Source organism: Lactobacillus sp. 3B(2020) (genome assembly GCF_013487845.1).
Taxonomy (GTDB): Bacteria; Bacillota; Bacilli; order Lactobacillales; family Lactobacillaceae; genus Limosilactobacillus; species Limosilactobacillus alvi.
In genome coordinates this window covers 141,116-153,970 of sequence record NZ_CP047410.1, presented here as the reverse complement: position 1 = coordinate 153,970, position 12,855 = coordinate 141,116, and the positions used below count along the sequence as shown (strand labels likewise).

Sequence of the window (12,855 nt, the reverse complement as noted above, 5' to 3'; positions counted from 1 at the left end):
TGGCAATAGCCCTTTAGTTTTTGCCAATTTGTTTACTAGACAAATTAACATCCATTTTCTATAATCAGCTTAATAACAGGAATATATTTTTATTGAATTTACATAATGACATCAAAAGGTGGCAATAAGATGAATGGTGAGTACCGCACGCTGGCAACTGATAGTATTGAAGCAGACATTTTATTTTATGGTTTAGAGCGTTGTCGTCCCGGGCACGTTTTCCGTGGTAATAATATCCGCAGCAATTATGTTCTCCACTTTATTTTGCAAGGTCAAGGAGAATTTGCGGTTGCAAACCAGCACCTTACAACCCTCCACGCGGGTGATATTTTCTTATTACCGAAGGGTAAACCGGCCTTCTATCAAGCTGACCAAAGTGAACCGTGGACCTATTTCTGGATTGGCTTTAATGGACTAAATATCGATACAATCCTTGAAAAAACGAAGTTAGCGCAGCGCTATTTTCTAAAAGACGTTCAAGGGTCTCGGTTTGCTAACACCCTCACCCAACTTTACCAAGCCCTCCACCACGAATATGAGTTAGCCAATGATTTACACATTAAGGCCCTTACTTTCGAAATGCTCTTTAACCTCCTTAATGAATTTCCCGGTAGTAAATCCCCTAGCCATAGTCAAACTGAGCTTCAATTCCAAGCGGCCGTTAATTATTTAAAAGCTAACTACCAAGCTAGTTGTACCATTACCGATCTGGCCCACCACCTTGCCCTTTCGCGGAGTTACGTCTACAATCTTTTCAAACGCCATGCCAACTCTTCCCCACAGCAATTTCTAACTCGACAACGGATGGAAGACGCTAAACAACAACTAATTACCACCGCCCTCCCCATTAAAGAAATCGCCAGTGGGGTTGGATATAGCGATACTTATACCTTTTCAAAAGCCTTTAAAAGGTATGCCGGAACCAGTCCAAACGCCTATCGTCAACAGAATCGGATTTAATTTCCTTGGAAATAAAATGGAGGGATAGATTATGGAATTCAATCAAGGATATCGCCTCAATAACGGTGAACAGATCATCCTGCTGAAAGAGTTTCATCACTATCATTCAGATCAAACAGATTTTTTAATCAAAACTGCCAATAATCAAAACTATATTATTTCTCAGGAAGAATTAGCTGAGCTACTTAAAAAGCCTCGTTCAACAGAGGAAAAGCTCGCCCTTTATCTCCGCTACTTCAGCGGTCGTCTTGATGTCTATGCCCAAAAATGGTCAAACGGCAAGGGCTATAGTCCAGCTCTCAAAAATTGGTGGGACTTCTATAATCTTCGAAATAATAAAGCTGCCCAAAACAAATTAACCAAAGAGTATCTTCCTTACACCACCACTACGATTTTCGACCAAATCACTAAGGATGATGGTTATCATCGTTTTGGAATTTATCCTTTATTGCCCGGCGATTTAACCAAGCTCCTAGTTTTTGATCTCGACCAGCATGGTGGTCCTGATCCCCGAGATACAACAAAAGCTATTCTAGTAGCTTTACATAAATACCACATCAATTGTCTTCCTGAAATCTCTTCTTCGGGGAATAGCTACCACATTTGGCTTTTCTTTAGTGAACCTGTACCCGCAAAAAGTGCCCGTTTACTCGGAAAACTAATCTTAGCAGAAGCAATGTTGAATAGTAGTGATGTAACCCTTGATTGCTTTGATCGAATGATTCCAAATCAAGACCGCTTACCCAATAATAGTTTTGGCAATTTAATTGCGCTCCCACTTAAATGGGGTGATGTCCAACAAAAGCGGTCTATTTTTACCGATGATAATCTCTCTCCACTTCCACCAGCTAAACTGTTTGATCAGCTAGAACAGACCAAACAATACACTGCCAAAGAATTATCATATCTAATTGATAAAATCAAAGCTGACCGTGGAATCTTAAACAGCGACAATGAAATACTAAGTACATTAAGCATAACCTACTTACCCAAAAAGATTACTGGCGTTATTAGGGGTGAGATTTTAATTAATCGCCAAGACTTGACCCATCGTGAACAATTAGCCCTACTAAGTTTAGTAACTTTTACAAATCCTGAATTTAACAAAAAGCAGTGGATGCGAGCCCCAGTTTGGAATATTCCATCAATGTTGACTGCTGCCAGCTATGATTCAAGATTCTTGCACCTTCCTCGTGGCGTTCTTCCACTCTTAGTCGAAAGCACCAACTGCCAACTAACAGAAGAATTTACCGATGCCAAACCACTTAATGTCACATTCAAGGGTGAATTACGTGCAGAACAGTCAGAAGCAATCACTAAACTTAATCCACATTCACTAGGAATGATCTGTGCTCACACTGGCTTTGGTAAAACCGTCATCGGATGTGCCTTAATCGCTAAACGAAAAGTACGTACACTAATTGTTGTTCCCACTCAAAGTATTGCTAAGCAGTGGCAAATTAGCGCTCAAACCTTCCTCAAGATCGAGGATTTGCCAGACGAAGAACTTTCTCCTAAAAGGCGGAAGATTAAAAAGTCGACTGTTGAAGTTATTTCAGGAACTCGAAATCACCCGTCCCACTTGGTTGACATTGTTAATATTCGCAAACTCACCCACTTAACCGCTAAGGAAAGAGAAAAATTTTATCAATCATACGGTCAAATCATTATTGATGAATGCCATCATATTGCAGCTATTACTTTCGAAAAGGTTCTCTTGGAGGCAAACACCCGCTTCATCGTTGGCCTTACGGCTACTCCGGAAAGAAACGATGGCCTTGAAAAATTTATGTATTTAAGATGTGGTCAAATCTATTATCAAAGCCAACCTTCTGAAAATAGCTTAATTCATCGTTATCTATACCCTCGTTATAACGGTGTTGGTGAATACCAACAACTTTCTCTTAATGAAAATTATCCTCAAAAGCTAGCAGAACTTGTTGAGGATCCAGAACGCAATTTGCAAATTATCAATGATGTTACCGTTGCACTAAGCGAGAATCGTCATATCTTACTTTTGAGTGAACGAGTAAAGCACTTAAAGATCTTGTATCAAGAATTAAAAACGCAACATCCAGATGCACAAATCCAAATTATCACCGGGAGTACCAAGGAAAAGTTAAATATCAAAGATGAAACCAAGCCTTATGTTATCCTCTCAACTAGTAAGTACGTTGGTGAAGGTTTTGACATGCCCAGTCTTGATACCCTTTTCTTTACCTTACCATTTGCCTGGCGAGGTAATACCCAACAGTACTTAGGCCGACTCGAACGAGGGCTTTCAGATAAAGATGAATTACGCGTTTACGATTACGTTGACATTGCTGACGATACTTTTGCAAAAATGTTTAAGAAGCGAAGCAACGTTTATCGTAAGTTAGGATACGAAACCGTCCTGCCGACCAATCATAACAATTACGCCGCTCAGTATTTTGATTGGCAAACTTACGAAGCTACTTGGATTCACGACATTGACCAAGCAACTGATATCTTTATCCGTGTCAGAACTTTATCAAGGCAATTAATCCAAATTCTAAATGACCAAGCCAGTCAGAATAAACGTATTTCTTTAAACCTCAAAGAAGATAACGACATCCATCAAAATAATGAGACACTCGAGCATTTACTATCACCAAAAGTTAAAATCCAATGGAGCAAACAAATTGGCAATCAACTTTGTATCTTTGATCATAAAATATGTTGGTATGGTGACCTTAACTTCGGTAGTAAATGTTTCCCAACGATGTCTGCAATTCGTTTTGTTAACTCAAACCTAGCAAAGCAAACTACCAAATCCAAATAATTTCCAGGGAAATATAGAGGTCGAGAGAAAACTTTCTCGACGGCCTGGTTGGGATAAGTAGAACGAAGGTTACTTTAGCATCTGCCTTTCGTTCGCACTTATCCGCTAAGGCCGTGATTTGGAGCGAACCAACCAACTGGTTTGGCGTTTGTGAGCCCACGCAAGGCTGAATCGGTTGGTGCGACCGTTAGGGAAGCAACTGCCATTCAGCTACTGCTTTGACCGTAGTTACTGAGTAACATTCCGAGATGCAAGAGAGAGGCTGGGAAAAAACTCCTAGTCCAAAGTAAAAACCGGATGATGAATTTCTTGAACAATTCATCATCCGGTTTTTATGTACACAGGAAATCGTTCCTGATATGATGTAATTACCACAAAAACAAACAAAAAGGAGCGATTTCCATGTATCAAAATTATACCATAGGGTAAACCGAATTCGTACTAAACTATAACTATGATTTACCACAGAATCATGTTGCGCGACTAATTAGTGCATTTGTCGACTTAATTCCACAGGAGGTTCTATTGGAAGAGTCGGTGGCGGCTACTGGCCGCCCTGCATCGCATCCAGCAATTATGCTTAAGATCCTCTTGTTTGCCTACTCGCGTCAAACTTATTCTGGAAGAAAGATTGAAATGATGTTGGATGAGAGTCTACCAATGCGTTGGTTAGCCCATGACTATACTTATAGTTACCACACCATCAATAACTTTCGGAGCAGTCAGCACGCTAGTAATCTGATCAAGCGTGCTTTTGTCTACTTTACCATGGCTTTAACAGATCACGGCCTAATTCAAAATGATGCAGTTTTTATTGATGGAACCAAGGTCGAAGCTGATGCCAATAAATATTCATTTACTTGGCGTCGTGCAGTGGAAAAGTACCACGCTAAGTTAAGGGAAAAGACAAGTAAGATTTATGAGGAATTAGTGGAAAAACGAGTGGTGCAAGAAATGGCGCCAGAGCTGGTCACTTCTGCCGAAGGCATGAAAACAATGGAACAAGAACTCGGAGAGCAAATCACTAAATTAGATGAAGAGATTGAGCAAGAACCCAAAATCATCAAAGGTGGTTCAGTTAGGAAACGGCGTCGTCGTTTCCTAAAAAAACTTCGTCACCAGCTAAGCAACGACTTAATTCCTCGTGCCCAAAAGTATGAACATGCCGAAGATATCTTCCAAGGTCGCAATAGCTACTCCAAGACTGATCATGATGCGACTTTTATGTGTATGAAAGAAGATCCGATGATGAATCGGGAATTGAAACCTGGCTATAACTTACAAATTGCCACTCATAAGCAATTTGTTCTTGATTACGGATTATTTTCAAACCCAACTGATACAAGGACTTTAGTACCATTTCTTAAGCAATTTCATGCCTTAGGCTTCTTTAAACATATCGTCGCTGATGCAGGTTATGGTAGTGAATACAATTACACAACGATTCTTGATCAGTTTGAAAAGCAACCTATTATTCCCTATACAACTTATCAAAAGGAACAGAAGCGCAAGTTTAAAAACGACCCAACTAACTCACAAAATTGGCAGTATAACGCCGAAGATGATTACTATATTGATCATTTAGGGGTTCGTTTTAGCTTTTATCGGTATAGTGAGCAAATCGATAAATATGGTTTCAAACGTGATTTTAAAATCTATCGGGCAGATAAGCACCAGCCGTCAGCGCAATTGGATAAATTAGCGAAAACACCAGGTGGTCGGCAACGTTATATGAAGGTTAACCCGACCTGGAATTATTACAAAGCAAAAGTGAAAGCGACCCTCTCAAGTGACGAAGGTAAGGCGATTTATCGTCGACGGAAGTTCGACGTTGAGCCAGTCTTTGGTCACATGAAGAGGGATTTTGGCATACGCCGAACTCATTTGCGTGGTCAACGGGCTGTGGAAAATGACATTGGCCTAGCCCTGATGACATTAAACATAACGAAATTGGGACAATTAATTAACCGATGGAGGGCCAATTTCATAAACAATCGAAAATCCGGACTACAATTTTTGATCAAGGCAAAAATTATAGTCCGGATTTTAATGTTAGAGGGGCAAAAATTAATAGTTAATTCCCACCCTCTCTCGCTTTTCGTTTCTATCGTTTTTCCTTCACTGCATCCGCAACGGCTTGAATGTCCTTTGGCATCGTTGTACAACAACCACCAATAATATTGGCTCCCGTTGCAATCCAGTCAGCTACCAGCTCTGCAAAACCGGGGCCGTTGTCGGGGTTGGCCCAGGTTTTGGTTTGGGGATCGTATTTTGCTCCTGAATTTGGGTAAACAATTATCGGCTTAGTTGCGGCGGTCTTCACCGTCCTGATCGCTGGAGTAACCCATTCAAGGGGAATACAGTTTACTCCCACCGCTAAAACCTGATCAAAATCGCTTACGGCTTTCACTGCGTCTGCCAGCGCCGTCCCCTCACTAATTGTTTGGGGATCGTGAAGGGAAAAGCTAACGTAAGCAAAGGTCTGGGGAAATTCGGTTTTTAGCATCCTTAAGATCGCTGTGACTTCGGCTAATTTAGGCTGGGTTTCGATCGCTAAGCAGTCGACACCGGCTGTCACTAATTCTTTAATCCGAGGCCGGTGAAAGGCTTGATATTCAGCCGCGGTTAGATCATAGTCACCCCGATATTCACTCCCATCGGCTAAGTATGCCCCATATGGGCCAACTGATCCGGCAACGTAAGTTTCTTTTCCCGTTGCCGCTTGGAAATCATCGCGAGCGGCTTGGGCTAAGCGGACGGCTCGCTGAATTAAGTCCTTGGCTTCACCTTCAGTCATACCCGTTTCCACAAAGGCGGGCACGTTAGCTTGGTAAGTATTGGTAATGTTTAATTGAGCTCCGGCCTTGAGGTAATTCCGGTGGACCATTTGAACCTTGCCTGGTTGGTCCCGGAGGGCTGCCGCTGTCCAAAGGGGGTTATTCGTATCGACCCCCATTGCCTCTAGCGGGGTTGACATCGCTCCATCGAGAACCACTAAGGGTTGTTTAAAAAGCGCTTGAATCGTCATTTACACCATCCCTTTATTATGATAAGATAATTAATCGATCTCATCATATCTTAATTTTTATTAATTTGCAATCTGGGGTAGGATTTATGGCAGAAAAACAAAAACATTTAGCCCGTAAGATGGCCGCTCGGCACGTTCAAATGATTTCGCTGGGGGGAGTTATCGGGACCGGACTCTTCCTTAGTTCAGGATATACAATTCACGAAGCTGGTCCTTTGGGGACGGTCATTGCCTATGCGGTTGGGGCGTTGATCGTTTATGCCGTCATGCTTTGTTTGGGAGAACTTTCTGTGGCGATGCCTTACACTGGTGCCTTCCACCTGTTTGCGACTAAGTATATCAATGCCCCAGCTGGGTTTACGGTCGCTGTTTTATATTGGTTGACCTGGACCATCGCCTTAGGGTCTGAATTTACGGCCGCTGGTCTGATCATGCAACACTGGTTCTCCCAGGTCCCGGTCTGGATTTGGAGCTTAGCCCTCATAATTATCATTACCTTATCTAACCTTTACTCAGTTAAAATCTTTGCCGAAAGCGAATTTTGGTTTGCGGCAGTTAAGGTTATTGCGATTATTGCCTTTATCATCTTAGGAGCGCTCGCGATCGTTGGTATCATCCCGGTACATGGTCTTCACCACGCTCCGGGATTTACCAACTTTTATCAACATGGACTCTTTCCAAACGGCTTTGGTGGCGTTTTTACCACGATGCTAACGGTTAATTTTGCCTTTTCTGGAACTGAACTCATTGCCATCACCGCTGGCGAAGTTAAGGAGCCGGAAAAAACGATTCCCCAAGCCATCCACACCACCCTCTGGCGCTTGATCATCTTCTTTGTTGGCTCAATGATTGTCATGGCTTGCCTAATTCCTTATCAAAAGGCAGGGGTGACCCAAAGCCCCTTCGTTTATGTTTTTAACCGCCTAGGCGTCCCCTATGCTGGTGACTTGATGAACTTTGTTGTCTTAACGGCAATTGTTTCGGCCGCCAATTCTGGCCTTTACGCTTCAACCCGGATGCTATGGTCCTTAGCTAACGAAGGTACTTTACCAGCCAAGCTCGCAAAAACTAACCAACGGGGAATCCCGGTTCTTGCTTTGTTACTCAGTATGCTGGGAGGAATTCTTGCCTTACTTTCGAGTGTGATCGCCGCCGATACCGTCTACTTAGTCCTGGTTTCCGTTTCTGGTTTGGCCGTGGTTTTTGTTTGGATGGCAATCGCCCTCGCCCAATTAAATTTCCGCAAACAATGGCTAGCGGAAGGTCACCAGGTCAGCGAATTAAAGTTTAAGACCCCGTGGTACCCAGTCGTCCCGTGGTTTGCTTTTATTACCAGTACCCTCTCATGTTTGTTAATCTGGTTTGATCCAGCCCAACGGGTCGCTCTCTACTACACTATTCCTTTTGTCTTAATTTGTTACTTCGGTTATCAATGGTATGACCATTATTCCAAAGCTAAAAATTAATTGGCTCAAATTCGCAAAATGACACCGGACAGATCTAGTGGATCTGTGCAGTGTCATTTTTATATTTTGGGGAAATTTGCCCAAATCCTTCAGCGCAGTCATGGCGAACCTGGACATCTGCTTGAAACTAATCCGCCGCTCCTTACTGAAAATTGAGCTTGAGCATATTAAGTCGATTACCCGTCAACATCACATCAAAGGACCGGTGTCGATCCGTGGGGCTCGATTTGATGTGTATCTCTGGGACGATCAAAATCGAATTTTCACTGTCGAAATGCAAGTTCAAGATCACAATAACACGATCCATCGTGCCTGTTTCTATCAGGAGTAAATGGACACGGAAATTTTAAAGATGAACGTTTAAGGTTATCCAAACGTTCATCTTCTTTTAACCTTGCTCAACAATTTACTTTCTCTTATAAAATCCTTCTTATGCCGTTCAAAAAATACCGTTATCATGTGATCACAATTTTAAAATAATTCAATTTATCAAGGAGGTAAATAATATGTACTCATACGTATCAAAGGGTCTTTTAGCAACTCCCCTCGCTGCTATTCTCCCGCAAGTTGGTAACTCAGTGAGCACAATGTTTGCCGCCGGCGTGGGAATTTTACTCTTAATTCTCATTGTCACCTTGATCATGGTTCAAATAAAGAAGCGATCCACCTAAGCTAGTAAAAGGAGGACCTGCCAATGAAACTTAGCGTCATCATCGCTTTAGTAATTTTAGCTCTTAGTATCTTAGCAGTTAGTCGAATCTTAGTCGGTTTAATCGTTGCGAACTGCCATCAGCTAAACAGCCTTGATCGCCAAGCACCATTAAACAATCACCGTTTTTCAGTGGTAATTCCTGCCTTTAATGAGGAAAAGTTAATTGTCCGAACCATTGTCTCCGTCCTCCGGCAAAATTACTCAAATTTTGAGGTGATTGCCGTTGATGATGGTTCAACTGACAAAACGGGGGCGATTCTCGATCGCTTAGCCCAAAAATATCCTAAACTCCAAGTCGTTCACCAAGCGAATCAAGGAAAATCAACCGCCATTAATACCGCCGTCCGTAACTGGGCCACTGGGGATCTTGTAATGGTTCTCGATGCCGATTCCTACCTAAATAAGGATGCCCTAACAAAAATGGCCCGGCGTTTTGATGACCCTAACGTCATAGGGATGAGTGCCAACGTTCGGATTACCCAACCCCACAATTTTCTCGAGTGGGTACAAAAGGTTGAATATCTTCTCGGTTACCGGCTGAAAGGGGCCGAAGAAATTCTTGGGATCGAATATATTATTGGTGGAATTGGTTCCACCTTCCGCCGAAAAGCCATGCTAGAAGTCGGCATTTACGATACCGATTCGATCACTGAAGACATTGACTTCACCATGAAAATGATCACTCACTTTGGTAACCGAAAAAAGCAATTTGGTTATGCCGATGACGTGATCGCTTATACACCACCGGTTAAAAATTTTCGCCAACTCCTCAAGCAACGTTACCGTTGGAAGCATGGTCGTTTTAAAGCCCTCTTTAAGCATCGCCAAGTTATCTTTAATTGGAACCGCAAATACACCAAAAGTCTCACTTTCTGGAAATTACCTAAAGTGTTCTTCGAGGAACTAATCATGTTGATTGATCCTTTGTTAATGCTTTGGATCATGGGGATTGTCCTTCACTACGCTGACTTCGCAACCGTCATCTCAATTTTAGGCCTCTACTATATCTTTGCGATCGCTACCTTCATCACTGAAGACCTTAAGTTGAAAGAGCGCATTAAGTTAATGTTGACCGCGCCATTTGCCTACCTTGTTCTCTACGTAATTAACATCATCGATTGGCTTTCCCTCGTCCGTTGTCTGATCCATATGAAGCGCATTATCACCAACGCCGATAAAACTGCTAAATGGCTACCCGTTGATCGATAAAAAGACCCGCCACTTGTCAACAGCGGCTGGCCTTCCCATGTAAGATATAATTCATCTAAATAGCTTTCATTTCCGGCTATCTATACGGGGATGCGGTTGTCGGATGTAAGATATAATTCATCTAAATAGCTTTCATTTCCTTATAATTAGGTGGTATTATAAATATGTAATAAGAGCCGCTTTAAAGGCGGTGGCTTAACTACGTTAGACTATAAAATAGTCGTCCCGCGACTCGCCAAAGTGTATGGGACGGCTATTTTTAACTCCAAAACGATGAAAAAAGACCCGTCACTTATCAACAGCGGCTGGCCTTCCCATGCATATAATTCACCCAAATAGCTTCCATTTACTCATAATTAAGTGGTATCATATATGTAATGAGAGCCGCTTTAAAGGCGGTGGCTTAGTATTGAAATGACTATAAAATAGTCGTCCCGCAACTCGCCAAAGTGTATGGGACGGCTATTTTATTTAACCTAAAAAGGTAAAAATAAACGTCAGCAAGGCTACTAAAAACGTGCCAAACGCCAACATTAGCATGAGTGCTTGATAAGTACTCACGGACTGAATTCCTTTCATAAATGTAGTTCATCGGAACCACCTCCACTAAAGAATCAGCCACCACCCATAAAACTTCTCTTGAGTAAAAATTATACTGGATCGTACAATTTTGAACAATTACCATTTAAAATACCGTTCATGCGCTCTCATTTTACTAGGTGAAAGACATTAATTCACCCAGATAGCTTTCATTTACTCATAATTAAGTGGTATCATGTATGTAATGAGAGCCGCTTTAAAGGCGGTGGCTTTGTGATAGAACAACTATAAAATAGTCGTCCCGCGACTCGCCAAAGTGTATGGGACGGCTATTTTATTTAACCTAAAAAGGTAAAAATAAACGTTAGCAAGGCTACTAAAAACGTGCCAAATGCTAACATTAGCATGAGTGCTTGATAAGTACTCACGGACTGAATTCCTTTCATAAATGTAGTTCATCGGAACCACCTCCACTAAAGAATCAGCCACCACCCACAAAACTTCTCTCAAAAAGACTATAGCAAATTTTAACACCAAGATCAATCAAACCATTGATAAATAAGCATATTCCTTATCAATTTTGTAATACGAAAGCAACGACAAAAAAACGTTACCCGCCTTAACGACAAGGTTAGAAAGAGGGTGGGAAGAAACCCAAGTTTCTTCCCACCCTTTTGTCATCTCCGAATGTTACTCAGTAACTAAGGTCAAAGCAGTAGCTGAATGGTAGTTGCTTCCCTAACGGTCGCACCAACCGATTCAGCCTTGCATGGGCTCACAAACGCCAAACAAGTTGGCTGGTTCGCTCCAAATCACGGCCTTAGTGGATAAGTGCGAACGAAAGGCCGATTCTAATGAATCAACCTTCGTCCTTCTTATCCCAACCAGGCCGTCAAGGAGCTTTTTCCCCAACCTCTTTCCCGTTTCATCTACACTTTATTTTTACCTATTCTTTCCCAAAACTCCGAATAGAATCCATAATCAGCTTAATAAACCGTTTGCGATCTATTCCTAAGAGGACCTCCGTATTCTTCGGCTTTCCAGTTAAGTTGTAGTAATCACAGACCGTTTCTCCCCGGGTCAGTTCACCTTGGGTTTCAACGTCGACATTCATCTTCTCAGACTTAAACATGGTTGAATCAATCAACCAGGCAATCGTGCACGGGTCGTGAAGCGGTGCCCCGGTAAAGCCCCATTTCGGATCTTCATGGTATTGTTCAAAGAAGTTTAAGAGCCCGTAGAAAGCTTGACCAACCGGGTTCTTAATTTCACCAACCGCCTTGATTTCATCCTTCATAATTTGGGCTTGATGAGTCACATTTAAAGGTGCCATCACCAGTGGCAAACCGAAGTTCAGCACAATCTTAGCTGCTTCTGGGTCAACGAAAATATTAAATTCAACTGATGGTCGCCAATTACCAAGCCCCATCGCACCACCCATAAAGACGATTTGATCAAGCTTTTGCCGCGCCAAGTCCGGATAAACACGCAAGAATAGGGCCGCATTCGTCATTGGCCCTGTTACTACTAAAGTTACCTTTTCATCACTTGCTTCCAAGGTCTTCGCAATCAAATCGATTGCTGGATCAGCTTGGACAGCGAAATCCGGATCGGGTAAATCAGCCCCGTCAAGCCCGGTTGCTCCATGAACTTCCGGTGCTGTTTCGAGGGGCTTAACCAGCGGTGTTTGGTTCCCTTGAGCGACTGGAATATCTTGTCGGTGAAGCATGGTTAGCATCCGCATCGCGTTATTCAAAGTTTTGTCTGGGGTCTGGTTCCCCGCGGACGTCGTTACGGCCAATAATTCGATCTTGGGTGACGCTACCGCCAAGGTCAATGCTAAGGCATCATCATGCCCTGGATCACAGTCAAGAATGATTTTCTTTGTCATTATTTCCAGCTCCTTTGTAAGCGCTTTTGTAGATATTATAACATCCTTTTTAATCACCTTGATTATCATGTTAATCGGGTAAATATCCAGGTAATTTTTTTGTTAGGCGAGACTATTTTAATTGGACTGGCAATCACGGTTATCAAGGCCTTGATTCCAGCGATCATAACTGAATACCTGCCGAAACAAATTGGCGGACTAGTTTATATGGTGCGACGTGCTTCAGTTTCTTAATCACCGCCACTG

Annotated in this window: 10 protein-coding genes and 1 pseudogene; 7 read left to right on the top strand and 4 right to left on the bottom strand. The window is 42.4% G+C overall.

The genetic code is table 11. The features are described 5' to 3' along the window. Positions 1-129: 129 nt before the first annotated feature. The 3 genes and pseudogenes from GTO83_RS00740 (at position 130) to GTO83_RS00730 (ending at position 5,941) form a co-directional block, all read left to right on the top strand. The gene (locus GTO83_RS00740) at positions 130-960 is read left to right on the top strand and encodes an AraC family transcriptional regulator (RefSeq protein ID WP_180871279.1); all 831 of its coding nucleotides are present in this window, start codon (positions 130-132) and stop codon (positions 958-960) included. Between the two features lie 31 nt (positions 961-991). Continuing rightward, entirely contained in the window at positions 992-3,763 is a 2,772-nt protein-coding gene (locus GTO83_RS00735; RefSeq protein ID WP_180871278.1) for a DEAD/DEAH box helicase family protein, read from the top strand. Between the two features lie 402 nt (positions 3,764-4,165). Beyond that, a pseudogene (locus GTO83_RS00730) lies at positions 4,166-5,941 on the top strand (IS1182 family transposase). Here the strand turns inward: GTO83_RS00730 and mmuM are convergent. Next, on the bottom strand, positions 5,868-6,791 hold the full coding sequence (mmuM, locus tag GTO83_RS00725; protein ID WP_180871277.1) for a homocysteine S-methyltransferase: 924 nt from the start codon (positions 6,789-6,791) through the stop codon (positions 5,868-5,870). The pseudogene GTO83_RS00730 and the gene mmuM overlap by 74 nt on opposite strands. Before the next feature lie 86 nt (positions 6,792-6,877). Between mmuM and GTO83_RS00720 the strand changes: the two genes are divergently transcribed. The 4 genes from GTO83_RS00720 to GTO83_RS00705 all read left to right on the top strand — a co-directional run bounded on the left by GTO83_RS00720 (position 6,878) and on the right by GTO83_RS00705 (position 10,178). Continuing rightward, positions 6,878-8,257 (top strand): amino acid permease, encoded by a 1,380-nt coding sequence (locus GTO83_RS00720; RefSeq protein ID WP_180871276.1) that lies wholly within the window; start codon positions 6,878-6,880, stop codon positions 8,255-8,257. A 100-nt stretch (positions 8,258-8,357) separates the two neighbouring features. Next, positions 8,358-8,588 carry a PD-(D/E)XK nuclease family transposase gene (locus GTO83_RS11050; protein WP_180871275.1) on the top strand — a complete coding sequence of 77 codons (231 nt, stop codon included), beginning with the start codon at positions 8,358-8,360 and terminating at the stop codon, positions 8,586-8,588. A gap of 175 nt (positions 8,589-8,763) precedes the next feature. Continuing rightward, positions 8,764-8,928, top strand: a complete 165-nt coding sequence (locus tag GTO83_RS00710; protein WP_180871274.1) for a hypothetical protein — start codon at positions 8,764-8,766, stop codon at positions 8,926-8,928. A gap of 23 nt (positions 8,929-8,951) precedes the next feature. After that, a complete protein-coding gene (locus tag GTO83_RS00705; RefSeq protein WP_180871273.1) occupies positions 8,952-10,178 on the top strand; it encodes a glycosyltransferase family 2 protein in 1,227 nt (408 codons plus the stop codon). 471 nt (positions 10,179-10,649) lie between these two features. Here the strand turns inward: GTO83_RS00705 and GTO83_RS11045 are convergent, their stop codons facing one another. The 3 genes from GTO83_RS11045 to rihA form a co-directional block, all read right to left on the bottom strand. Continuing rightward, a complete protein-coding gene (locus GTO83_RS11045) occupies positions 10,650-10,757 on the bottom strand; it encodes a putative holin-like toxin (RefSeq protein ID WP_180871272.1) in 108 nt (35 codons plus the stop codon). Between the two features lie 299 nt (positions 10,758-11,056). Next, the gene (locus GTO83_RS11040) at positions 11,057-11,164 is read right to left on the bottom strand and encodes a putative holin-like toxin (RefSeq protein WP_180871272.1); all 108 of its coding nucleotides are present in this window, start codon (positions 11,162-11,164) and stop codon (positions 11,057-11,059) included. Between the two features lie 500 nt (positions 11,165-11,664). After that, entirely contained in the window at positions 11,665-12,609 is a 945-nt protein-coding gene (rihA, locus tag GTO83_RS00690) for a pyrimidine-specific ribonucleoside hydrolase RihA (RefSeq protein ID WP_180871271.1), read from the bottom strand. Between the last annotated feature and the right edge of the window lie 246 nt (positions 12,610-12,855).